Raw genomic sequence first — 24,132 nt, forward strand, 5'->3', positions numbered from 1 at the left:
TCCTCTTATTTAATCTTTTCTTCTTCGTAGTCACCCTTGCTACAAACAACCTGCTTGCCACCACCACGGACTTTTTTCTCCATGAGGAAATTGCCACATTTTGGACAGTCACGACCAACAGGCTTATCCCAAGAAGTAAATTCACATTCTGGATAGCGATTGCAACCATAGAAGAGGCGGTTACGCTTGGTTTTACGCTCAATAATTTGTCCCTGATGACAACTTGGACACTCTACACCAATCTCTTTCACGATTGCTTGGGTATGACGGCAATCTGGGAAATTACTACAAGCGTAGAACTTACCAAAACGACCAAGTTTAATGACCATTGGGCTGCCACACACTTCACAATCAAATCCAGCTGGTTCATCCTTAATCTGGATTTTTTCCATTTCTTCTTCAGCCTTGGCGACTTCTTTAGAGAATGGTTTGTAAAAGGCATCAATGACACGTTGCCACTGCTCTTTTCCGACTTCGACATCATCCAGTTTTCCTTCCATTTCAGCTGTGAAGGTCACGTTTACGATATCTGGGAAATATTCAACGATGAGCTTGTTAACAATTTCTCCCAACTCTGTCGGTTCAAAGCGTTTGGTTGCAAGGCGAACATAATAACGTTTCTGAATAGTTTCAATGGTCGGTGCGTAGGTTGACGGACGTCCAACCCCATTTTCCTCCAAGGTCTTAATCAATGTCGCTTCAGAATAACGAGCAGGTGGTTGGGTGAAATGTTGCTCTGGTTTGCTATTAACCTGCTTGACTACATCTCCAACAGCCATATCTGGTAACATCTTATTTTTATCAGAATCATTATAAATGGCAAGATAACCATCAAACTTAACCTGACTACCATTAGCAGCAAATTGAACCCCATTTTGAGACAATTTAACAGCCATCGTATCAAAGACAGCAGCTGTCATCTGACTCGCTACAAAACGATTCCAAATAAGAGTATAAAGCTTGAGCTGATCCTTGTCCAAATACTTAGCAATACTTTCAGGTGTATTAAAGACACTAGACGGACGAATAGCCTCGTGGGCATCCTGAGCACCTGATGCATTTTTGACCTTGCTGCCATGCTTAGAATACTTACTACCAAAACGGTCCGTAATGAAACTTGCTGCTTCATTTTGCGCTACAGGACTGATACGAGTCGAATCGGTACGCATATAGGTAATCAAACCTTGAACACCAGAACCGATATTAATTCCTTCATAAAGTTGTTGGGCAACCATCATGGTTTTTCGAGTACGGAAGTTAATTTTATTGGCAGCATCCATCTGCATAGATGAAGTGGTATAGGGTAAAGGAGCATTGCGTTTGCGCTCTTTCTTATCCACCTGATCCACTGAAAAGTCTTTACTAGTCAGACGAGACAAGACTTCCTTAACCTCATCATTGCTAGTCAGTTTCAGCTTTTTACCATCCACTCCATAGAAGGAAGCCTGAAATTGCTTGGTTCCCTTTTTAAAGACACCATCAATTGTCCAATATTCTTCTGGTTGGAAGGCATTAATTTCATTCTCACGGTCAATGATTAACTTAAGCGCAATAGACTGAACGCGGCCTGCTGACAAGCCCTTCTTGACCTTTTTCCACAAAATAGGCGAAATCGAGTACCCTACCAAGCGGTCCAAGACACGGCGTGCCTGTTGGGCATCGACCAAGTCCATATCAATCTTGCGTGGCTCTTTGAAAGCATTTTTGACCGCATCCTTAGTGATTTCATTGAAGACCACACGGTTGGCATCATTTTCATCTAAATTGAGAATATGAGCCAAATGCCAAGAAATCGCTTCTCCTTCACGGTCCGGGTCACTCGCCAGAAAGACTTTATTAGCTTTTTTAGCTTCTTTTTTCAAGTCATTGATGAGAGGACCTTTTCCTCGAATATTGATATATTGCGGTTCATAATTATTTTCAATATCGACGGACATACTGGATTTCTTCAAATCACGGATATGCCCGACACTGGCTAAAACCTTGTAGTTTCTGCCTAGATATTTTTCAATCGTCTTAGCCTTAGCAGGCGACTCCACGATTACTAGATTTTTTTTAACTATTGATTTTTTCTTTTTTGTTGCCGTAGCCACAGTATCACACCTTTTCAAAGTAATAAACTTTATAAAGTGTAAACCATTTTGCCATAACTGTCAAGACTTAGCTCCAATATATAGAAGAAAAGTTTGTTTAGTAAGCGGACTTTCTTCTTATAGTCAATGAAAATCAAAGAGCAAACTAGGAAACTAACCGCAGGTTGCTCAAAGCACTGCTTTGAGGTTGCAGATGAGACTGACGAAGTCAGTAACCATACCTACGGCAAGGTGAAGCTGACGTGGTTTGAAAAGATTTTCGAAGAGTATTAAAATTCAAATTCTGCAAGAACATCCTGCCCACTCGTGACCAATTTTGCCCCTTCTTGAATCAAATGATGGCAACCGTCTGATAGTCCATCTAAAATGCTACCAGGTATAGCAAAGACGTCACGTCCTTCTTCCATTGCTCGCTCACAGGTAATAAGGCTACCTGAGCGCATCTTAGCCTCTGCTACAATCACACCACGACAAAGTCCAGCAATGATGCGATTACGGGCAGGAAAATGAAATTTCAGAGGTTGTTCGCCAGGTCCATATTCACTAAGAACCAGATGGTCATTGCCGATGTAGTCTTGCAAGCGTTTATTTGCTTTTGGATAAAACACATCCAGTCCTGTTCCAATCACTGAAATGGTTTTTCCACCATTCTGCAGAGCTGCCATATGAGCTGCTGTATCAATCCCCCTGGCTAATCCACTGACGATAACCAGTTCATTTTCCAATCCCTGAATGACTTTTTCAACTGACTTAACTCCCTGTTTGCTACAAGCACGACTGCCGACAACTGCTACCTTAGGGAATTTCAAGAGATCAAGATTTCCCTTGTAAAATAAAAGTACAGGTGCATCATATATTTCACTCAAATCCCAAGGGTAACAGTCATCTAAAATAGAGAAAGATGGAAATTTTTTAAACTCCTTCTCCAAATGCGCATCGTCTATCTGAAAATAACGTTCCATAAAAACAGCTGGATTTCTGCAACCTGATATATCTGCAATATCACCCAACAAAAGCTCCTGATCAACATTTTCACCGTATTCTAGGACCTTCAAAATCTGTTGATTGCTCAAACCTGATTTTTTTAACTTATAGATTTCATAGTTTGTGATTTTCATAAATATCTCCATTTCTTTTTCTACTCATCTATTTATTCGTAAAAAAATCAAAAAACATCCGACTATTTTAGCCAGATGTTGGAATCTTTAATTTTCGTTTTTAAGAATTTCTTCTAATTTATGATAGTCTTGGACACTATCGATCTCATAGATGCTATTGCCTTCTAATTCTTCAACATAGACATCCAACTCTTTGATATTATCCTTAACCATATTATCCCAGTAGAGATCAACAAATTCGCCACTTTCATAAGCCTTGTCAATAAAGCTGACAATTTTTTCTGCAGTTGGAGCATCCCAGAAGGATACACCACTAAGGATGCGACCTGCCTTACTATCAACAGTAATGTCTTGAACCTTATAGTCATCTCCATAGACCAAGAACCATTCGTTGGTACAATCTTCACGATAAACACTAAAATAAGTCGAACGAGTCAAATCATTGCGGAACATATTTTTAAAAAGATAATTGTCAGCATCAATAACATAGCTGTTGGCCAATTCTTCTTTTACAAGATAGAGAGAGTAAAAGTTATTGTAGTCAGCATATTTATCATTGAAAACGAGACGAACACCATATTTTTCTTTTAAGTAATCAAATTGTTCTTTAAGGTAACCAACGATGATGATGATGTCATTAATTCCTTTTTCTTTTAAAAACTCAATTTGGTATTCAATCAAAGGTTTTTGATTAACCTGAACCAAGGCTTTAGGGGTATTTTCAGTCATAGGACGCAAGCGAGTTCCCAATCCCGCTGCTAAGATGATGGCTTTCACACGAATCTCCTTTATTCTTTAATAATAATATAAACTCCAGCAATGACGACAAGTGACGTAATAATTGTCAGCATATCTAGCGGTGCACCCAAGAAAACAACTGCGAACAAGACAGTCCAAACTACATAGCTCACATTCAAGCCTGTAGCCTTGGCTGGTTGCAAGCGATTGATAGCGATATAATAAGCCAAGTAGGAAATCATATCAAAGGCTGCAAAGACAATCATAAGACCTAGTAATTGTCCATTGGCCACTTCTGCAAATGACTGATGAGAGAAGAGCACAATCACAAGATAAGACAAGAATGAAGTGACTTGACGAATCAAGAGAGCTTCGATTTCACTCAATTCACTTTCCATGGCAAAGGAGCTAAGAACACTCTCACTTCCCCATGCAATGGCACAAACTAAAGCACAGAGAATACCAATGTAGAAGGAATTGACCTGTTCAACCTTATAGGTCTGAGCAATAATCCCTCCAATAATCAAGACAATCCCAAACACAGTATTTTTCGAAATCTTGTGCTTCAAAAAGAAGAAAGCCAATAAAACTGAAATCGCAGGATAAATAGCCGATACAGATGAAGCTAAGGAACTTCCGATATACTTAACCGCATAAAGATTGGCCTGCATACCGATAGGGCCTGCTAGCAAGGCTCCGATGATAACACTAACATTGCGAATATTTAAGAAAATTGAGAGACGAACTTTTCCTTCTTTTACCAAGAGAAAAGCTAGTAAGATAAAGATACTCAAGAAATCGTGAGCAGCGGCCACCACAAAGGGCGACAAATCTGTAAAAATCGAAAAGATATAAGCACTAATCGTTAGACCTAAACCCCAGAAAATACCTGAGAGTAGACCAAAAGAAACTCCATTTTTATTTTTCATCAGAACCTCCATAATATGACAAACCTTTAACAGCTCTTTGGTAACGACTCACACCATAGTCACCAAAATCTGCACCTTGCTCTTCTTTGTAGACTGTCCATAGACTCCAAATAGCATCTTGCAAAATTTTATAGATGGCAATCTTTTCACGAGAGACAGGTGTTTGCTCACTCTCATAGTGAGACAAGAAGGCTTCTTCCTCTTGACGAGTGAATTCAGACTCTAAAAAGAGAGCAGCCAAATCCCACATTGGATCGTTCATTGATGAATATTCCCAGTCAATCAGATAAAGTCGTCCTTGAGGTGATTCGATAAAGTTTTCAGGGACCAAATCGATATGACAAGATTTTCTGTCAACACCTAAGTCAGCCAGTCTTTTCTCTAAGGAGAAGACTTCTTCTCGAACCGCTTCATAGTTAGCATAAGGGATTTTTTCTTCAATTAAGGATTCGTATTTTTTGATTTCTTCAAAAGGAGCAAATTCTCCCCTTAATTCCTTACCAGAGGCATGAATCGTTTGTAAAATTGGAGCAATTTTATCAAACTTGGTCTTGATTGACGTTGAATCCAGCGTAATCGCAGATTCGATATACTCATTTACTTTGATACCAGCTTCAATATCAAAAAGATAATTTTTTACATCTAGGTCTAAATCCTTCAGTAGTTCAAGATTGTACTTTTCATCTTGACGATTGATCAGCTTTTCTGTCCCTTTACCAAAGAACTTAACAATGTATTGCTTATTTGTTGTTTTGACCAAATAGTTTTGATTGGTCATTCCCCCCAGTTGTTCAACACTGAGGACTTCCTCTTCTTCACTAAGTAGGGAAGAAATTTTCTCTTTAATGATTTTCTCCACAATTAACCTCCAGCACTTATACTTCCCACTTAAACACGGTTTTAAAGGCTGTGTTTAAATCGGTTGCAAAGACACGGTGAATATCTTTAATTTCTCTTACAGGTTCTTCTAGATAAAGGATATTTTTAAGACGATTGGCAAATTTCTTGACTTCCATCATTTGGATGGCATTTTCAAAATCGATGCGACCAGAACGAGAAGATCCAACTAAGAGCAAGCCTTTTTCTAAAGTATCGCGTGTATTGAGATTGACTTTATATTCGCTAACGCCCATCATGAGAATCGTTCCCTGAGGACGAATATAGCGAATCAAGTCATTAATAGCTGGTCCAGTACCATCACCACCACAACACTCAAAAGCATGGTCAAAGGCCAAATCTTCGGGAATATTATCAGTGATATAGCATTCTTTTGCAAAAGAGAAAAGTTCCAATTTTTCCCAATGACGACCAATAACCACAATCTCTGCTTCTGGCAAAGTATAGTTGATAATATTGGCAACCACAAATGCTAAACTTCCATCTCCGATAACGGCGATTCGGTCCCGCTTGCTATGAGCAAGAGTCAATAGACGATTCATAGCGTGCATGCCAACACTGACAAACTCTGTAATGGCTGCAACCGTATCTTCGATAGCATCATAAGCCACCACACGGTCTTTAGGGAGAGAAACAAACTCTCTCATAAAGCCATCAAATCCACTAGACAAGAAATGGGTCCCTGTCATGTAGTTCTCATAGAATTCTTCATCACTCTGCATAGGAGGCTGATTAGGAATCATGACAACTTTTTGCCCAACCTCATAGGTTCCTGTAGGGTCAGAAATAACGGTTCCACATGACTCGTGAATCATTGCCATTGGAAGTTTTTTATTCAAAACCTTGGGATCACGTTTCCCTTGGTAGTAACGCTGATCCGCATGACAGACCGCCATATAATTAGGACGGATAAGGATATGATTCTCTTGGTCAATAGCCTCTTCCTGATATTTGACATTGATAAACTTAGGCTTAGTTAGTTGATAAATTTGATTAATCATTTTACTAGTCTTTCTCAATCATACTTTTTGCAATCTTCAAATCTGTTACGGTTGTAATCTTCAGATTTGAGTATTCACCCTTGGCCAAGGCTACATCTTTTCCTTTAATGACAAAGATTTTACATGCATCTGTCAAGATTTTCTTCTCTTCATCAGAAAGAGATCCATAAAGGTCCATGAAGTCCTTGCAACGGAATGTTTGAGGTGTTTGTCCTTGATAAAGGTGAGCACGATTTGGAATATCTGTAATGAATTGACCATTGGTACTTTCAACGATAGTATCAACCGCTTCTACCACTGTATCCACTGCGTCATGATTTTGAGCAAGTTTGATATTGTCCTGAATCATGCGAAGTGTAATAAATGGACGAACAGAATCGTGGGTAACAACGATATCCTCTGGAGTAAGCGGACGATAAGCATCAATGGCTTCAATGATTTTCTCAATACTTGTATTGCGGTCAGCACCACCCTTTGTAATGATGATACGTTCCTTATGAAGAGGAAGATATTTATCTACAAGATCTTCTGCATGAGAAACCCAGTCTCCATGAACCCCAACTACAATTTTTTCAATACTTGGTTCCAAAACAAATTTTTCAATTGTATGAATCAAAATAGGTCGATCACCTAGCTCTAAAAATTGTTTTGGCAAGTTACTGATTCCCATGCGTGTGCCAGTTCCACCAGCAAGAATTCCTGCATAAATCATCTGTTTTCTCCTTTGTCTTACTAAAAAAACTTATTCTCTCTATTATACCACAATCTAGTCCTATCATGAAAGAAATACCGACCCTCCCGTTCTAGAATAGGAGGATTAAGCAGTTCTATTATTCAAAGAAACTAGTCCATTTCTAGTAATGACTAGGAATTCTGTAGTCATTACCAATAAATGGCTGTGAAATTTTAGAGTTCTCCAGAATAATATAATTTCCTTAAAGAAAACTTAAAATTAAGCTTTGAAACTTCAAAGTGATTACTTGACTTATACTCAATGAAAATCAAAAAGCAAACTAGGAAGCTAGCCGTAAGCTGTACTTGAGTACGGTAAGGCGACGCTGACGTGGTTTGAATTTGATTTTCGAAGAGTATTACTGCCCTTCATTTCTTATTAGCTGACTTTATGATATAATGAAAAACGAGGTAAATTGAATGAAAAGTATAAAATTAAATGCTCTATCTTACATGGGAATTCGTGTCTTGAATATTATTTTTCCCATCTTAACTGGTACCTATGTCGCACGTGTCTTGGACCGAACTGACTATGGTTACTTCAACTCAGTTGACACTATTTTGTCATTTTTCTTGCCCTTTGCGACTTATGGGGTCTATAACTACGGTTTACGGGCCATCAGTAATGTCAAGGATAACAAAAAAGATCTGAATAGAACCTTCTCTAGTCTTTTTTATTTGTGCATAGCTTGTACGATTTTGACCACCGCTGTCTATATCCTAGCCTATCCTCTCTTCTTTACAGATAATCCAATCGTCAAAAAAGTCTACCTTGTTATGGGGATTCAACTCATTGCCCAGATTTTTTCAATCGAGTGGGTCAATGAAGCTCTGGAAAATTACAGTTTTCTCTTTTACAAGACTGCCTTCATCCGTATCCTGATGCTGGTCTCTATTTTCCTGTTTGTCAAAAATGAACACGATATTGTTGTCTATACACTTGTGATGAGTTTATCGACACTGATTAACTATCTGATTAGTTATTTTTGGATTAAAAGAGACATTAAGCTTGTTAAGATTCACCTAAGTGATTTTAAACCGCTCTTTCTCCCTTTAACAGCCATGTTGGTCTTTGCCAATGCCAATATGCTCTTCACTTTTTTGGATCGTCTCTTCCTCGTTAAAACAGGGATTGATGTCAACGTTAGTTACTATACCATGGCTCAACGAATTGTGACCGTTATAGCTGGTGTTGTAACAGGAGCTATCGGAGTGAGTGTGCCTCGTCTCAGTTACTATCTAGGAAAAGGCGATAAGGAAGCCTATGTCGCACTTGTTAACAGAGGCAGTCGAATCTTTAACTTCTTTATCATTCCACTGAGTTTTGGACTCATGGTTTTAGGACCAAATGCCATCCTACTTTACGGTAGTGAAAAATATATCGGAGGTGGTATCTTAACCTCTCTCTTCGCTTTTCGTACGATTATCCTGGCCTTAGATACCATTCTTGGTTCCCAAATTCTCTTTACAAATGGTTATGAAAAACGTATCACAGTCTACACAGTCTTTGCAGGACTGCTCAATTTGGGCTTGAATAGTCTCCTCTTTTTCAACCATATCGTAGCTCCTGAATACTACTTACTGACAACTATGCTATCAGAGGCCTCTCTACTTGTTTTCTATATCATTTTCATCCATAGAAAACAACTCATCCACTTAGGACATATCTTTAGCTATACTGTTCGATACTCGCTCTTTTCACTTTCCTTTGTAGGAATCTATTTCCTGATTAATTTCTTGTATCCTGTGGATATGGTCATTAATTTGCCATTTTTGATTAATACTGGTTTGATTGTCTTGCTATCAGCCATCTCTTATATTGGTCTACTTGCCTTCACCAAAGATAGCATTTTCTATGAATTTTTAAACCATGTCCTAGCCTTAAAAAATAAATTCAAAAGATCATAGGAGTTTAGAATGAAACAACTAACCATTGAAGATGCCAAACAAATTGAATTAGAAATTTTAGATTATATTGATACTCTCTGTAAAAAGCACAATATCAACTATATTATTAACTACGGTACTCTGATTGGGGCAGTTCGACATCAGGGCTTTATCCCTTGGGACGATGATATTGATCTGTCCATGCCTCGAGAAGACTACCAACGATTTATAAACATTTTTCAAAAGGAAGAAAGTAAATATAAGCTCCTTTCCTTAGAAACTGATAAGAACTACTTTAACAACTTTATCAAAATAACCGACAGTACAACTAAAATTATTGATACTCGAAATACAAAAACCTATGAGTCTGGTGTTTTTATCGATATTTTCCCTATGGATCGATTTGATGATCCTAAGGTCATTGATACTTGTTATAAACTGGAAAGCTTCAAACTTCTGTCTTTCAGTAAACATAAAAATATTGTCTATAAGGATAGCCTTTTAAAAGATTGGATACGAACAACCTTTTGGTTGCTCCTTCGACCTGTTTCTCCTCGTTATTTCGCACATAAAATCGAGAAAGAAATTCAGAAATATAGTCGTGAGGATGGACAGTATATGGCCTTTATCCCTTCTAAATTTAAGGAAAAGGAAGTCTTCCCAAGTGGTACCTTTGATAAAACAATCGATCTCCCATTTGAGAATTTAAGCCTTCCAGCACCTGAAAAATTTGATACTATTTTGACTCAATTTTATGGGAATTATATGACCTTGCCACCTGAAGAAAAACGCTTCTACAGTCATGAATTTCACGCTTATAAATTGGAGGATTAGGATGCAATATTTAGAAAAAGAAGAAATTAAAGAAATTCAACTAGCCCTGCTAGACTATATTGATGAGACTTGTAAGAAACATGATATTCCTTATTTTCTAAGTTATGGAACCATGCTTGGAGCTATCCGCCACAAAGGTATGATTCCCTGGGACGATGATATTGATATTTCCCTTTATCGTGAAGATTATGAGCGCTTATTGAAGATTATTGAGGAAGAAAATCACCCTCGCTATAAGGTTCTATCCTACGACACTTCTTCTTGGTACTTCCATAATTTCGCATCGATTTTGGATACTTCTACTGTTATCGAAGATCATGTTAAGTACAAGCGCCATGACACCAGTCTCTTTATCGATGTCTTCCCAATTGATCGCTTTACAGACCTAAGTATTGTCGACAAGAGTTATAAGTATGTGGCTCTTCGTCAACTGGCTTATATCAAAAAATCACGCGCAGTTCACGGTGACAGCAAAATAAAAGATTTTCTAAGATTATGTAGCTGGTATGCCCTCCGATTGGTCAATCCCCGTTACTTTTACAAGAAAATTGAGCATTTAGTCAAAAATGCTGCAACCAACACTCCTCAATATGAGGGAGGAATTGGGATTGGTAAGGAAGGTATGAAAGAAGTCTTCCCAGTTGATACCTTTAAAGAACTCATCTTAACTGAGTTTGAAGGTCGTATGTTGCCCGTCCCTAAAAAATATGATCAATTTTTAACCCAGATGTATGGGGATTATATGACACCACCATCAAAGGAAATGCAAGAGTGGTATAGTCACAGTATTAAAGCTTATCGAAAAAGCTGATTAAGGACGACCATATAAACTACAAAAAGGATGGGGAAAACTCAATTTCAGGAGAAAATGAAGTAAATATTCCTACAATCATGACCACCCGTCAAACGGGTGGTTTGTCCCAGGGCTATAAGTCCAAATTACCAGCCAGCGCCTAAAGACGCTGGCTTTCACTTTGTTCAAGCCTTATCGCTCTTAACTCGTCACTTGCCTCTCAAAGAGGCTTTAGTATTACTTACCACTATCCCTAAAGGGATCCTCATATTCTTTTACACTTAATTTATCTAGTGCTATATCATGCTTTTCCTGTTCTTGAATATATTTCTTAATTGTGCCTTCATTAAGTCCTACTGTACTCATATAATAACCTTCCGCCCAGAAATGCCGATTCCCAAACTTGTACTTGAGATTGGCGTGTTTGTCAAACATCATGAGTGCACTTTTTCCTTTTAAATACCCCATGAAACTCGAAACACTTATCCTTGGTGGAATACTTACTAACATGTGTACATGGTCTGGCATTAAGTGACCCTCGATAATTTCAACTCCTTTATAACTACACAAGCGATGAAATATTCCGCCTAAACTACTTCGATATTGATTATAGATGACTTTTCGTCTATACTTAGGGGTAAACACAATGTGATACTTACAGTGCCACTTTGTGTGCGATAAACTATGAGCCTTTTGTGCCATATTTTTCTCCTTTCGCTTTACAATTGGCTTGAACACCTTTATTGTATCGCGTTTGGAGTTTTTTGGGTATAACCTTCGACGCGCACCCGCATAGCGGGTGGTTTTTTTGTCTCGAGCCTAACGGAGCGAGACGGACTAATAGTCACATAATAAAAACACCCCAAAAGTTAGATTTTTCTGTCTAACTTTTGGGGTGCAGTTCATTCAACACCTGAATATTATGCGTTTTTAATTTTTCTTCAATCTATTACAATAGATAGAGAACTCAATTTCTTATAAGTAAAGGAATTTGAAAATAGCTACTGCCGCAATTGCTGCTGCGATCGGTGCTGCTACTGGTACCCAAGAATACCACCATTTTGAATCGCCTTTGTGCTCACCAAGAACTGATTTTGGAAGGAAAGCATGAAGGAGACGTGGTCCCAAGTCACGGGCTGGGTTCAAGGCAGGTCCTGTAGGTCCACCAAGTGATGTTACCAAGGCCATAACAAGGAATCCAAGTGCCAAGTGAGCTACTGAAAGTCCTGAAGCAGTATGTGGTGCTACTTGGGCTTTGATTGCTAAATCAGAAAAGTCAACATTTTGACCTGCTTGACTAGCCATTTGTTTCATGTATTGAAGCACTTCAGAACCAAAGAAGTTTTTAGTCATTCCAAGGGCTGAAAAGAAAAGAACAAATGATCCAACAAACTCATTTACAAAACCATTAACAGTTGCTGCAAAATGTGATTCTTTTGTACCATTATCCAAACTTGAAATTGTTGAGAAAGTACCCAAGATGTTGTTTGGATTTTCAGTTTTCAAGTAGTATGGGCGGTGTGTTGCCACAACCAAGGCTTGACCAAAGATAGCACCTAAAACTTGTGCAATGATATAAGGCGCAACTTGTGCCCAAGGGAAAAGACCGCTGATTGCAAGTCCAAGAGTGAAGGCTGGGTTGATGTGGTTTCCAGATACGTTACCAAACATCAAGGCTGGAATCATAACCCCCATGCCATAACCAACAGCGATAACGATCCAGCCACTTTGGTGACCTTTCGTACCTTTAAGTTCAACGTTGGCAACTGCACCATTTCCAAGAATGATCAAAATAGCAGTTCCCAAAAATTCAGTGGCATATTTAATTGCCCATGTGAAATCCATTTGATAGATTCTCCTTAAAATTTTTTAGACAATCCTTATTCTATCAATTTTTACATCTTTTAGCAACTACTTTCCCGAAAGATTGTGACAGAAAACGATTCCAAATCTTATAAACTAATCTTTTTTCCAAGATATTCCCAGTTCATTATGTTATCTACGCTAATCTGATGCTTTTATGTCAATTCCTCCTGATACATAGTATAGGGAATAAGAAGTATCTTTCCCCATTCACCAATCAGAGTTTTGCTATGAAAACAAAACTCTATCCTTCTAATGAAACAATCTTAACCTGATTTATATAAAAATTCTCGTCACATTTCCATAAAAGCTCAGCCATATTTTTGTAAGAAATGGATTTATCGTGATCTGCTCTAATCGTAAGATTATAACCACTTTCATTCCTATCCATGTCAATATTTAGATTGTAAAATCCCTTCTGTTCAATGAGAATATTCAAGGTATCTATTGAAGGTTTATTGGTTACAAATCCAGTCATTCTGATATGATAATGGGTATCGCTTTTCAAAAATTTGGAGCTACTTTTCTGAACAGAGACAACAATTAAACTGCAAAATAAGCCTAGAAAAGCAAAACCTGCTCCAATCGCCATCCCAATACCTGCAGTTACCCAAATACCAACTGCTGTGGTGATACCACTGATTTTTTTATCCCTCATGAAAATAATACCACCGCCAATGAAACTAATTCCACTGACAATTTGGCCCGCAACCCTAGAAGTATCATCATTAGGCGTATCCAAGAAAGCTTCTTTTGATAAAATCATCATTAAAGTTGCAGTTAAGGCAACTAAGATATGAGTCTTTCTCCCAGCCTGCTTGTGCTTAGACTTTCTTTAATAGCCAATGATAAAACCAGAAAAACAAGATAATAAAATGAGAATAATATGTCGGACTTCAATCGGTAGAGCTATCGTATCAAGCATTATTTTCCTCCTCTATCACTCATAATTTTATATTATAGTCCTAGTTGAAACTTTTTTCAAGAGAATATATTAGTTGAAAATTGTCCTTCTTAAAACAAAAAACCGCAGTTATCTTCTAGTAATAACTTGCAGTTTTCTGTAACTAATGGATTCTTACAATGTCTCAAACAATTCTTGCATTTGCACATCATCTGGAACCAGTTTTAAGTAAGCTTGTGCATTGACTTTTGCTTCCTCAAAGTAGCCCAATTCACGCAAGAGATAGATATAGTGTTCCAGAAACTCTGGATTGTCCTTTAAATCTACTGCCAACTCTTGGTAAAGCTCATAGGCAGTATCCAAATCGTCCATTTCTTGATAGGAACGAGCAATCATCCACTTGGTCAAGAGATTTTCTGGCTCCTCACTTTGCAAGTCTATAATATCCTCATAACGCTCCTGCTCCAGATAAATAGTTGCTAGACGGAGTAAGATTTCTTCCGTATCCTCAGCATCTTCTTTAGCAGTAAGGAGATAGTTCTCTGCTCCACTAGCATCATGCAATTCATAAGAAAATTGTGAAGCAGCCAGCAAGAGACGAGTATCAAATGGATTTTTCTCCAACCCTTGCTTAGCGATACGCAGGGCTTCTTGAACTTGATGTTCCTTATGTAAGGCCTGGCTATAACCATATTCATAGCCTTCAAAGTCAGGAGAAATGGTATCGATCTGCTTAAAGTAGAGGACAGCCTTTTGGTATTCTTCTTGATCAAAGTAAAGACTGGCCAACTCAAAAGCTGTCAGGTCATCGTATTCTAACTCCAGGGCTTTTTCTAAAAACTCTATAGCTGTTTCAAATTTCCCTAACTGAGCATAGGCAAAGCCAATTCGTTGATAGGTAGAAATGCCTGTTTGCTCATAAATAGTACGATTATCTAACTGAGCATAGCCTTGAATAGCTTCTTGGTAATTTTCCAACTCACTATCCAACTCTGCCAAGCCCAATATCAAGAGAGGATCCTCTGAGTAGGTCAAAGCCTCCAGGAGTTTCTCACGCGCCACATCTGTCAAACCTTCCATTTGGTAAAGGTCTGCTTTTAGAGCCAAAGCCGACACATACCAGTCACTGTCAGCTTGGATTTCCTCAAGATAAGCAAATGCTTCCTCGATTTGACCATCCTCGCTAGCAATAGCTGCCAGATTGAGATTAACCTCTGGAAAATCCTCTACGATTTTCAGGTAAATTTCCTTGGCCTGAGGATAAAAACCAATCCCTTCTAGATAAGTGGCTAATTCATACAAAAGGTCACTCGAATCATTTTCTAAAGCTTTAACGAAATAATGTTCTGCCTTAACTAAATCTTGCTCTTCCAAAGCCTGTAACATCTGTTGACTATTGTTCACTCTTGACTTCCTCTCCCTCTAGTTCATATAGGCCACTGACTACCTTATACCATTCAAAAATCGCTGAAATGACAACTTTAGCAGAGGCATAAACCGGAATACCGAGCAAGACTCCCCAGATGCCAAACATGGATCCTGAAGTTAACAAGACAAAGAGAACATTAATGGGATGGATGTTTAATTGACTTCCCAAAATCAATGGAGAGACAAAACGGCCTTCAATAGTTTGTTCTACGATAAAGACAATCACTACTTTCAAAAGCATGACTGGACCAGCAATCAAACCCAATACTAGAGCAGGGAGCATGGCTAAGAAGCTACCAAGATAAGGAACCAGATTTAAGATACCAGCAGTAACACCCAGCGTAACCGCATAGCGTAGACCAATGATCTTGAAGAAGATGATAAACATTACCGCTACAATAATAGCCACTGTTACTTGCCCTCGAACATAGTTGGACAACTGCTGATTCACATCTGATAAAACTTGTCCAACAGGTTCTTTCAATTTCGTTGGCATGAATTGGGTCAAATAGTGACGCAAGCCTTTCCCATCACGCAAGAGATAAAAGAGCATGAAAGGAACGATAATCAAGGCAACAATCACTTGAGATGCCACACTAATAAAGGCACTCACCCAGTTAACCGCCTGAGAAGAAACCTTGCTCGCCCAAACTGTAGCCTGACTTGAGAAGTTTGTCAAAACTTGTTCTAACTGAGGTCTGAAATCATCTGGTAAACGCTTGGTGACCAAATCATCAATAACCCGATCAGCATCTTCAAGATAGATTGGTACATTTCTTGCAAATGTTAAAACTTGACGTTGCAGATTTGGAATCGCAACTGCCAAACCCCAAATGATAAAGAGAGCGATGATGACAAAGACAATACTGATTGCGATAACACGATTGATTTTGCGTTTTTCCATCCAATCAACAATAGGATTTAATAAATAATATAGCAAACCAGATAGAATGACTGGCAACATCACGACTGTCAAAAAGTCTAAAACAGGTGAAAATAGAAAACTAATCTTGCTTAAAATAAAAAGATTTAAGCCAAGTAACAAGGTTACCAAAAATACCGTAATGGCTTTGTTATCTAAAAACCACTTAAAAAACCAAGATAGGCTAAAATGTTTCTCTTTTTGATCCATAAATACTTCCTTTCTATTGTTCTCCCATTATACCATTTTTGAAACAAAATAACTCTTTTTTAAAGTGCTTACATGAAGACCACTACATAAAAAATCTCCTCAAAAGAGGAGATTCGATTAGTCTTGAATATGACGGTCTAAGTTCTTCTGATAATCAGCATTGGATTTGGCTTTTTCATCAGCAAACTTCTTACGGAACTCATCCATTTCTTTAGTAGTGACAATCTTATCTTGGATTTTCAGATACTTGTAGCTATTTTCACTAGTCTTATCACCTACCCAGCCACCGGCACCACTGCCAGGAACCATTTTCGTCACTAGCATTTGAGCACCATCAGAGTATACTGGAATAACAAGTGCACTATCTGACAACCAAGCTTGGGCCTTAGCATATTTGGAATAACGTTTTTGAAGGTCTGTTTTCTCACTATTTGCATCATCAATCAGTTCTTTGTATTTATCCAATCCAACTGTTTTAATAACTGGATTGTCTGTTCCTGGTGCCACACCAAGAGCACCTAGGAGGCTTGGACCTGAAGTTGGATCAAATACATCTAGATAAGTCGATGGATCAGCAAAGTCTGGATTCCAACCACTGACTGCATTAATATCCCAGTCAGTATTTGCATTGGAAGTAGCTAGAACAGTCATACTTCCCAATTCATCATCAGAAACCTGTTGAATGTCAACAACCACATTTTCAGAGCCTAAGGCTTCCTCGATGGATTGTTTATAAGACTGAACCTGACGAATAAAATCTGGATTTGATGAAGAAATTGGCAAATCTAAATGAATTGGGAACTGTACTCCATCAGCTTGAAGAGTTTTCTTAGCAGATTCAAACTTAGCCTTAGCCTTGTCTACATTATGAAGTGAATCTTGGGCATCATCAAGACTAACATCTTTCCAGACGTTATCCAATTTATCCAATTCTGTCTTAGTAACTTGACCAAATGTTTGATCTCCTACTTGAACAAATGTTGGAGGAGTGAAACTTGTCCGTAACTTACGAGGTCCTACTTCATCACCAAATACTTGAGAGATCCCTGCTTTACGATCTACCGCAAAAGCCAAGGCTTGACGGAAATCTTTGTTTAACAAGGCTTTCTTAGTAGAAGTTTTTTCTGCATCACTTGTTTTAGCAGTGTGATTGTAATTTACACGGTCGATATTGGTTGAGATATAAAAAACTCCTCCACGCTGTTGACCATACACAATATTATCCTTGTATTTTTCTTTTAGACGTTCATAGTTGGCAGAGTTTTTAAAGAGTGGTGCAGCTGGATAGTGTCCCTCATCAAAACCGCGTCCTAGAGAGTCTGCATCTTGACCATCAAAGAAGGATAACTTGATATCATCAATAAAGACATTTTGTTTATCCCAGTAGTGTTGATTTTTGGTCATTTCGATAGAAGACTTAGATGTAAGACCTTTGAGGAGATAAGGCCCATTGTATAGAATGCTCGTTACATCCGTTGGTTTACCAAAGTCATCTCCTTTAGAAGCTAAAAAGTCTTCATTAACTGGTGCAAGGACTCCCATTGTTGTTTTTGAATTCCAGAAAGATTCTGGATGATTCAAAGTATAGACTACAGTATAATCATCAGTTGCTTTTACCCCAACAGTAGAAAAATCTGTTGTTTTCCCATTTACATAGTCATCCAATCCTTTGATAGAATCCTGTACGAGATAAAGAGCCTGTGATTTCTTATCTGCTGCGTGTTTCAGACCAGTCACAAAGTCTTGAGCCTTGACTTCACCATACTCTTCCCCCTCATTGGTATACCATTTGATACCCTGACGGATTTTATAGGTATAGGTCAAACCATCTTTGGAAACAGTCCAATCTTCTGCAACTGATGGAACCAGATTCCCATATTGGTCATTTTCAAGCAAACCGTCAATAACGTTACCTGTGACCTGTTTAGTGCTGACATTTCCAGAAACTGTATAATCCAGAGTCGAAGGATCTGATGAAAATACATAGGCATAAGTAACTGGTTTATTTGCTTCTTTATTAGCATTACCAGATGAACACGCTGCTAGGACAGCTGCCGAGAGTACAGCAACTCCTGCTGCTAAGAAAACACGTTTTTTCATAAACAAACTCCTTTGCAATTTGTATAAGATTATTATAGCACTTTTATTAAGTAAATCAATGAAAACATTCTTAATATTATCATGAAAAGAATGTGGAAAATCTCTTGCCAAGCTTGATTTTTTCATACTAGCATTTTTGTGATATAATAGTCTTATCTTTATATAGAGGTAAAGTTATGAAAGAAACTGTTTATTTTGGAACTTATACACGTCGGACTTCCCAAGGGATTTACAAAGCGGACTTTGATACAGAAACTGGTCAGCTTTCAAATCTAGAACTTTTTGCTACTGAGCCAAGTCCAACCTACCTTGCCTTTGACCAGTACCAACATTTATACACTGTTGGTAGTCAAGACGATAAGGGAGGAATTGCAGCCTATCAAACTGACGGGACTTTATTAAATCATGTCGTGGAAGAAGGAGCCCCCCACTGTTATGTTGCCGTTGATGAAAAGCGTGATTTGGTTTATGCGGCCAACTACCATAAAGGACAGGTCCTTGTTTATAAACGTCAGGAAGATGGTAGTCTTCTACTTAGTGATGTGGATCAACACAGTGGCCAGGGTCCACATGAAAATCAAGCTTCTCCCCACGTTCACTATACAGATTTAACACCTGACCACTATCTAGTGACCTGCGACTTGGGTACTGACCAAGTAATTACTTATGATCTTGATCCAGAAGGAAAATTATCTAAGCTCTATACCTATCATAGCCAGCCAGGAGCAGGCTCACGCCATATTATTTTCCATAACCATTATAAAATCGCTTATCTCATTTGTGAACTCAATAGCACTATCGAGGTTCTAATCTACGATGGTGTTGGCGAATTTGAACGCATGCAAGTCATTTCAACTCTACCAGACGGTTATGAAGGCTTTAATGGTACTGCTGCTATTCGTCTCTCTAAAGATGGTAAATACCTCTACGCTTCTAACCGTGGTCATGATTCTATCGCAGTATATACAATCCTTGCGGACGGTAGTTTAGAGTTGTTAGAAATCGTTCCGACACATGGTCAGACTCCACGTGATTTTGATTTGACACCAGACCAAGAATTTGTCATTGCTGTCCATCAGGACTCTGACAATGTAACCGTCTTTAAACGCAATCCTGAAACTGGTCGTCTAGCAGAACTTTCCAACGACTTCCATGTCCCAGAAGCAGTCTGCATCAGTTTTGCCCCTTAAGAAAACATAAAAAATGAACTTGGTAACTCAAGTTCATTTTTTTCTTATAGTCTTTTTCCGACATTAATACGGTTAATGGCACGTTGCAGTGCAATCTTCGCACGACGTTCTTGGTCAATCAAGTTTTTATCTTGTGCTTCTTCAATTTCACGCTCTGCTCGAAGTTTGGCACGTTCTGCACGACTGATATCGATATCACGAGCACGTTCTGCAGAATCAGCAACGATTGTGATGGTATTATTGGCAATTTCAATAACACCTCCGTTTACTGCAATCCAGTTCACGTGATCTTCATCATCAATACGTTTTACCTTTACTTCATCAACTGCTAAAACCGCAATCATATTTTCATGTCGTGGCAAGATCCCCATCTCACCATCCAGAGTTCGAACCGATACATAGCTGGCATGGTGATCATAGACGAGACCATCTGGTGTCACGATCTGGACAGTTAACTGAGCCATAGATCACCTCTTAAAATCCCATTTTTTCAGCTTTTGCAATCACATCTTCGATAGAACCTACACCACGGAAGGCATCTTCTGGCAAGTGGTCATGTTTACCATCAAGGATTTCCTTAAAGCCACGAACAGTTTCAGCAACTGGAACATAAGAACCTGGCTGACCAGTAAATTGTTCCGCAACGTTAAAGTTTTGTGACAAGAAGAACTGGATACGACGGGCACGAGCAACCAAGGTCTTTTCTTCATCAGAAAGCTCATCCATACCAAGGATAGCAATGATATCTTGCAACTCATGGTAACGTTGAAGGACACGTTTTACTTCTGCAGCAACTGCATAGTGCTCTTCTCCAACGATTTCAGGTGCTAAGGCACGTGAGCTTGAAGCAAGTGGGTCAACGGCTGGGTAGATACCCAATTGTACCAACTTACGTTCCAAGTTGGTTGTTGAATCCAAGTGAGCGAAGGCTGTTGCTGGCGCTGGGTCAGTATAGTCATCCGCTGGCACATAGATAGCTTGGATAGAGGTTACAGAACCCTTCTTGGTTGATGTAATACGTTCTTGCAATTGACCCATTTCCGTAGCAAGGGTTGGTTGATAACCAACGGCTGATGGCATACGACCCAAAAGGGCAGATACTTCTGAACCAGCCTGAGTGAAACGGAAGATATTATCGATAAAGAGAAGCACGTCTTGGCCTTCTACATCACGGAAGTATTCAGCGATTGTCAAACCAGTAAGGGCAACACGCATACGTGCTCCTGGTGGCTCATTCATCTGACCAAATACCATGGCTGTTTTCTCGATAACGCCTGATTCTTTCATTTCCCAGTAAAGGTCGTTCCCCTCACGAGTACGTTCCCCAACACCAGTAAATACTGAAATACCACCGTGTTCTTGGGCAATGTTGTGAATCAATTCTTGGATCAAGACGGTTTTACCAACTCCGGCACCACCGAAAAGTCCAACCTTACCACCTTTAAGGTAAGGGGCAAGAAGGTCGATAACCTTAATCCCTGTTTCAAGGATTTCAGAAGAGGTAGACAACTCATCAAAAGTTGGAGCTTTTTTATGAATTGGCTGACGCTCTGCGTCTTCTGTAAAAGGAGCTTCCAAGTCAATGGTATCTCCCAAAACGTTGAAGACACGTCCCAAAGTTTCTTTACCTACTGGTACAGAGATTGGACGACCTGTGTCCAATACATCCATTCCACGAGTCAACCCATCTGTTGATTCCATGGCGATAGTACGGACCATACCATCTCCCAACTCCAAGGCTACTTCAAGGACGATTTTTGTTTTTCTTTCGTCATTTTTGTAGACGACAAGTGCATTGTTAATCTCAGGAAGTTTTTCCCCTGCTGCAAACAAGACGTCTACAACGGGACCGATAACCTGAGCAATTTTACCTGAACTCATCTCCTTCTCCTATTCTATATAAGATACTGTCGGTTCCTAGCTCAACTAGGTCCTAATACTCTTCGAAAATCTCTTCAAACCACGTCAGCTCTATCTGCAACCTCAAAACAATGTTTTGAGTAGCCTGCGGCTAGATTCCTAGTTTGCTCTTTGATTTTCATTGAGTATAAGTTCATTTTCATACGAGCTGGACTAGAGCCTATTCTAAGGCACTAGCTCCTGCTACGATTTCTGTAATTTCTTGTGTAATCGCCGCCTGTCTGGCACGGTTATACTGAATTGTCAAATCATTAATGACTTTCTTAGCATTATCTGTCGCTGTTTGCATGGCTGTCATACCGGCAGCATTTTCAGCTGTCTTGGCATCGATAATAGCCCCGTAAATCATACTTTCTGCAAACTGAGGCAATAACTGCTCCAAAATTTCTTCTCGGCCTGTCTCCAATTCAAAAGTCAAGCTGTAGTCTTCATCCGCTTCATTGGGATCCAAGTCAACAATCGGAAGCATTTGTTCCACACGCATTTGACTGGTTAGTGTGTTGACATGGTGGTTGTAGCAGACATAGAGTTCATCAAAAAGTTCATTTTGGTACATTTCAACAGTTTTTGAAATAATCTTACGGACTTCATCAAAGCTTGGTTGATCTGCCAAGCCACGTAGTTCATAAAGTGGTTGAATACCACGAGCCTTAAAGAAATCAGCTCCCATTCCACCAATACAGATCATTTCAAAACCTTTACCGTCTGGATGGTATTCTTCTTTCAGCTCCATAACGGCTTTCAGAATAGAAGAATTATAACCTCCAACCAAACCGCGGTCTGAAGTAATGACGATATAGCCTGTCTTCTTAACTGGACGGCTAATCAACATCGGATTAGTTGAACTACCAGCTCCATTCCCATGAAGAATATCCGTCAACAGTTTACGAACTTTCTGAGCATAAACTTGGAAATTGCGAGCAGCTTCTTCAGAACGACCTAGCTTAGCAGCTGATACCATCTGCATGGCATTAGTGATTTGACTAGTATTTTTTGTTGAGGCGATTTTTGTTTTAATATCATTTAGAGATACTGCCATCTGACACCTCTATTCTTATTGGAAGCTGGTTTGATTGAGAAACTCTGTAATCGCAGCATCCAAGACTGCTTCTTCTGGCAAGTCTTTTGTATCACGAATGGTTTCCAAAATCTCTGGATGTTGAGCATCAAAGAAGGCATGGAACTCTTCCTCGAAACGAACAATATCATCTACGGGAACAGTATCCAAGAAACCATGTGTCAAAGCATAAAGAATGGTTACTTGTTTCTCAACAGGCAATGGTTTGTGAACAGGTTGTTTCAAGACTTCAACTGTACGACGTCCACGGTTCAACTTAGCCTGTGTTGCTGCATCCAAGTCAGAACCAAACTTAGTGAAGGCTTCCAACTCACGGTATGAAGCAAGGTCGATACGAAGTGTACCAGCAACCTTCTTCATAGCTTTGATTTGTGCAGAACCACCCACACGTGATACAGATGAACCCGCATCGATGGCTGGACGAATACCCGCATTGAAGAGACCATCGCCAAGGAAGATTTGTCCATCAGTGATAGAAATCACGTTGGTTGCGATATAGGCAGAGATATCTCCTGCTTGTGTCTCAATAAATGGTAGGGCTGTAATTGATCCACCACCAAGTTCATCAGAAACTTTAGCTGAGCGCTCAAGCAAACGGCTGTGAAGGTAGAAAACATCCCCTGGGAAGGCTTCACGACCTGGAGGACGACGAAGCAAGAGTGACAGTTCACGATAAGCTACCGCTTGTTTTGATAAATCATCATAAACGATCAAAACATGCTTCCCTTGGTACATAAATTCTTCTGCCATAGCAACCCCAGCATAAGGAGCTAGGAAAAGCAATGGAGATGGTTGTGAAGCAGAGGCTGTCACAACGATTGTGTAGTCCAAAGCACCGTACTGACGTAGTGTTTCTACTTGCGTACGAACTGTTGATTCTTTTTGTCCAATCGCTACGTAGATACAGATCATATCTTGACCCTTTTGGTTCAAGATTGTATCAATCGCAATGGTTGTTTTCCCTGTCTGACGGTCACCGATAATCAACTCACGTTGACCACGACCAATCGGTACAAGGGCGTCAATAGCTTTCAAACCAGTTTGCAATGGTTCTGATACAGACTTACGTTGCATAACACCAGGAGCTGGTGCTTCTACTGGACGAGTTTTATCAGTGTGGATTTCTCCAAGACCGTCAACTGGACGACCAAGCGGATCCACAACACGACCAATCAGACTTTCACCTACTGGGACTTCCATGATTTTACCTGTACGGCGGATTGTATCGCCTTCACGGATATCTGTAAAGTCACCCAAGATGATAATTCCGACGTCTGTTGACTCCAAGTTTTGAGCCATACCATAAGAGCCGTTTTCAAAAATCAACAACTCTCCACTCATGGCATTTTCAAGGCCATGAGCACGCGCGATACCATCCCCGATATAGGTTACAACACCTGTTTCAGTCACATCAAAATTGGGTTTGAAATTTTCAATTTGTTGCTTAATTAAAGCGCTGATTTCTTGTGCGTTAATTGCCAAAAGAACACCACTT

The 24,132-nt window shown here is 39.3% G+C and carries 22 protein-coding genes; 5 read left to right on the top strand and 17 right to left on the bottom strand.

Annotated elements, in window-relative coordinates; translation table 11 throughout:
• Positions 1–5: 5 nt before the first annotated feature.
• A complete protein-coding gene (gene topA / locus SK608_RS06085) occupies positions 6–2,093 on the bottom strand; it encodes a type I DNA topoisomerase (protein ID WP_033677361.1) in 2,088 nt (695 codons plus the stop codon).
• 126 nt (positions 2,094–2,219) lie between these two features.
• Here topA and SK608_RS11710 point away from each other — a divergent pair, with 126 nt between their 5' ends.
• The gene (locus tag SK608_RS11710; RefSeq protein ID WP_033677363.1) at positions 2,220–2,366 is read left to right on the top strand and encodes a hypothetical protein; all 147 of its coding nucleotides are present in this window, start codon (positions 2,220–2,222) and stop codon (positions 2,364–2,366) included.
• Here SK608_RS11710 and dprA read toward each other — a convergent pair.
• The 6 genes from dprA to SK608_RS06120 form a co-directional block, all read right to left on the bottom strand.
• Positions 2,363–3,211 carry a DNA-processing protein DprA gene (dprA, locus tag SK608_RS06095; protein WP_033677366.1) on the bottom strand — a complete coding sequence of 283 codons (849 nt, stop codon included), beginning with the start codon at positions 3,209–3,211 and terminating at the stop codon, positions 2,363–2,365. The two genes, SK608_RS11710 and dprA, sit on opposite strands and share 4 nt — an antisense overlap.
• A gap of 87 nt (positions 3,212–3,298) precedes the next feature.
• Positions 3,299–3,988: a CTP--phosphocholine cytidylyltransferase gene (locus SK608_RS06100; RefSeq protein WP_004257991.1), complete on the bottom strand. Its 690-nt coding sequence runs from the start codon at positions 3,986–3,988 to the stop codon at positions 3,299–3,301.
• An 11-nt stretch (positions 3,989–3,999) separates the two neighbouring features.
• Positions 4,000–4,878 (bottom strand): DMT family transporter, encoded by an 879-nt coding sequence (locus tag SK608_RS06105; RefSeq protein WP_004269680.1) that lies wholly within the window; start codon positions 4,876–4,878, stop codon positions 4,000–4,002.
• Positions 4,868–5,737: a phosphotransferase family protein gene (locus SK608_RS06110; RefSeq protein ID WP_033677370.1), complete on the bottom strand. Its 870-nt coding sequence runs from the start codon at positions 5,735–5,737 to the stop codon at positions 4,868–4,870. Before SK608_RS06110 ends, SK608_RS06105 begins: the two co-directional genes overlap by 11 nt.
• A gap of 16 nt (positions 5,738–5,753) precedes the next feature.
• On the bottom strand, positions 5,754–6,776 hold the full coding sequence (locus SK608_RS06115) for a ribitol-5-phosphate dehydrogenase (protein ID WP_033677372.1): 1,023 nt from the start codon (positions 6,774–6,776) through the stop codon (positions 5,754–5,756).
• Between the two features lie 4 nt (positions 6,777–6,780).
• Positions 6,781–7,488: an IspD/TarI family cytidylyltransferase gene (locus tag SK608_RS06120; protein WP_033677374.1), complete on the bottom strand. Its 708-nt coding sequence runs from the start codon at positions 7,486–7,488 to the stop codon at positions 6,781–6,783.
• 440 nt (positions 7,489–7,928) lie between these two features.
• On the opposite strand from SK608_RS06120, the gene tacF reads away from it, so the two are divergent.
• From tacF to SK608_RS06135, 3 genes are read left to right on the top strand one after another with little or no spacing between them, the layout of a single operon-like run.
• Positions 7,929–9,416 carry a type IV teichoic acid flippase TacF gene (tacF, locus tag SK608_RS06125; protein WP_033677376.1) on the top strand — a complete coding sequence of 496 codons (1,488 nt, stop codon included), beginning with the start codon at positions 7,929–7,931 and terminating at the stop codon, positions 9,414–9,416.
• Between the two features lie 9 nt (positions 9,417–9,425).
• Positions 9,426–10,229, top strand: a complete 804-nt coding sequence (locus SK608_RS06130) for a LicD family protein (protein ID WP_033677378.1) — start codon at positions 9,426–9,428, stop codon at positions 10,227–10,229.
• Position 10,230: 1 nt separating this feature from the next.
• A complete protein-coding gene (locus SK608_RS06135; protein ID WP_033677381.1) occupies positions 10,231–11,040 on the top strand; it encodes a LicD family protein in 810 nt (269 codons plus the stop codon).
• Positions 11,041–11,259: 219 nt separating this feature from the next.
• Here SK608_RS06135 and tnpA read toward each other — a convergent pair whose 3' ends face one another.
• The 6 genes from tnpA to SK608_RS06165 form a co-directional block, all read right to left on the bottom strand.
• Positions 11,260–11,724, bottom strand: a complete 465-nt coding sequence (gene tnpA / locus SK608_RS06140; RefSeq protein ID WP_033677383.1) for an IS200/IS605 family transposase — start codon at positions 11,722–11,724, stop codon at positions 11,260–11,262.
• 273 nt (positions 11,725–11,997) lie between these two features.
• Entirely contained in the window at positions 11,998–12,867 is an 870-nt protein-coding gene (gene gla, locus SK608_RS06145) for an aquaglyceroporin Gla (protein ID WP_023944156.1), read from the bottom strand.
• Positions 12,868–13,129: 262 nt separating this feature from the next.
• Positions 13,130–13,681 (bottom strand): MgtC/SapB family protein, encoded by a 552-nt coding sequence (locus SK608_RS06150; RefSeq protein WP_080673925.1) that lies wholly within the window; start codon positions 13,679–13,681, stop codon positions 13,130–13,132.
• 282 nt (positions 13,682–13,963) lie between these two features.
• Complete coding sequence (locus SK608_RS06155) at positions 13,964–15,193, bottom strand: tetratricopeptide repeat protein (protein WP_023944154.1); 1,230 nt, start codon at positions 15,191–15,193, stop codon at positions 13,964–13,966.
• A complete protein-coding gene (locus SK608_RS06160; protein WP_033677386.1) occupies positions 15,183–16,349 on the bottom strand; it encodes an AI-2E family transporter in 1,167 nt (388 codons plus the stop codon). Before SK608_RS06160 ends, SK608_RS06155 begins: the two co-directional genes overlap by 11 nt.
• A 117-nt stretch (positions 16,350–16,466) precedes the next feature.
• Complete coding sequence (locus SK608_RS06165) at positions 16,467–18,449, bottom strand: peptide ABC transporter substrate-binding protein (protein ID WP_033677388.1); 1,983 nt, start codon at positions 18,447–18,449, stop codon at positions 16,467–16,469.
• Between the two features lie 176 nt (positions 18,450–18,625).
• Here SK608_RS06165 and SK608_RS06170 point away from each other — a divergent pair, with 176 nt between their 5' ends.
• Entirely contained in the window at positions 18,626–19,639 is a 1,014-nt protein-coding gene (locus tag SK608_RS06170) for a lactonase family protein (RefSeq protein ID WP_033677390.1), read from the top strand.
• Between the two features lie 44 nt (positions 19,640–19,683).
• On the opposite strand, the gene SK608_RS06175 is transcribed toward SK608_RS06170, so the two are convergent.
• From SK608_RS06175 to atpA, 4 genes are all read right to left on the bottom strand, one after another.
• The gene (locus SK608_RS06175; RefSeq protein ID WP_000068043.1) at positions 19,684–20,103 is read right to left on the bottom strand and encodes a F0F1 ATP synthase subunit epsilon; all 420 of its coding nucleotides are present in this window, start codon (positions 20,101–20,103) and stop codon (positions 19,684–19,686) included.
• Positions 20,104–20,113: 10 nt separating this feature from the next.
• Complete coding sequence (gene atpD / locus SK608_RS06180; protein WP_033677393.1) at positions 20,114–21,520, bottom strand: F0F1 ATP synthase subunit beta; 1,407 nt, start codon at positions 21,518–21,520, stop codon at positions 20,114–20,116.
• A 199-nt stretch (positions 21,521–21,719) separates the two neighbouring features.
• A complete protein-coding gene (locus SK608_RS06185) occupies positions 21,720–22,598 on the bottom strand; it encodes a F0F1 ATP synthase subunit gamma (RefSeq protein ID WP_033677394.1) in 879 nt (292 codons plus the stop codon).
• 15 nt (positions 22,599–22,613) lie between these two features.
• Positions 22,614–24,119, bottom strand: a complete 1,506-nt coding sequence (gene atpA / locus SK608_RS06190) for a F0F1 ATP synthase subunit alpha (protein ID WP_000996629.1) — start codon at positions 24,117–24,119, stop codon at positions 22,614–22,616.
• Between the last annotated feature and the right edge of the window lie 13 nt (positions 24,120–24,132).

It is taken from the genome of Streptococcus mitis subsp. hohhotensis, from assembly GCF_000722775.1.
GTDB classification, from domain to species: domain Bacteria; phylum Bacillota; class Bacilli; order Lactobacillales; family Streptococcaceae; genus Streptococcus; species Streptococcus carlssonii.

Bases quoted from the DNA above. Each gene is read 5' to 3' on its own strand.
- SK608_RS06160 (WP_033677386.1), bottom strand. From the start codon at position 16,349: ATGGATCAAAAAGAGAAACATTTTAGCCTATCTTGGTTTTTTAAGTGG.
- SK608_RS06115 (WP_033677372.1), bottom strand. From the start codon at position 6,776: ATGATTAATCAAATTTATCAACTAACTAAGCCTAAGTTTATCAATGTC.
- SK608_RS06130 (WP_033677378.1), top strand. From the start codon at position 9,426: ATGAAACAACTAACCATTGAAGATGCCAAACAAATTGAATTAGAAATT.
- SK608_RS06175 (WP_000068043.1), bottom strand. From the start codon at position 20,103: ATGGCTCAGTTAACTGTCCAGATCGTGACACCAGATGGTCTCGTCTAT.
- gla (WP_023944156.1), bottom strand. From the start codon at position 12,867: ATGGATTTCACATGGGCAATTAAATATGCCACTGAATTTTTGGGAACT.
- SK608_RS06170 (WP_033677390.1), top strand. From the start codon at position 18,626: ATGAAAGAAACTGTTTATTTTGGAACTTATACACGTCGGACTTCCCAA.
- SK608_RS06105 (WP_004269680.1), bottom strand. From the start codon at position 4,878: ATGAAAAATAAAAATGGAGTTTCTTTTGGTCTACTCTCAGGTATTTTC.
- SK608_RS06185 (WP_033677394.1), bottom strand. From the start codon at position 22,598: ATGGCAGTATCTCTAAATGATATTAAAACAAAAATCGCCTCAACAAAA.
- SK608_RS11710 (WP_033677363.1), top strand. From the start codon at position 2,220: ATGAAAATCAAAGAGCAAACTAGGAAACTAACCGCAGGTTGCTCAAAG.
- atpD (WP_033677393.1), bottom strand. From the start codon at position 21,520: ATGAGTTCAGGTAAAATTGCTCAGGTTATCGGTCCCGTTGTAGACGTC.
- dprA (WP_033677366.1), bottom strand. From the start codon at position 3,211: ATGAAAATCACAAACTATGAAATCTATAAGTTAAAAAAATCAGGTTTG.
- SK608_RS06135 (WP_033677381.1), top strand. From the start codon at position 10,231: ATGCAATATTTAGAAAAAGAAGAAATTAAAGAAATTCAACTAGCCCTG.
- SK608_RS06120 (WP_033677374.1), bottom strand. From the start codon at position 7,488: ATGATTTATGCAGGAATTCTTGCTGGTGGAACTGGCACACGCATGGGA.
- SK608_RS06165 (WP_033677388.1), bottom strand. From the start codon at position 18,449: ATGAAAAAACGTGTTTTCTTAGCAGCAGGAGTTGCTGTACTCTCGGCA.
- tacF (WP_033677376.1), top strand. From the start codon at position 7,929: ATGAAAAGTATAAAATTAAATGCTCTATCTTACATGGGAATTCGTGTC.
- tnpA (WP_033677383.1), bottom strand. From the start codon at position 11,724: ATGGCACAAAAGGCTCATAGTTTATCGCACACAAAGTGGCACTGTAAG.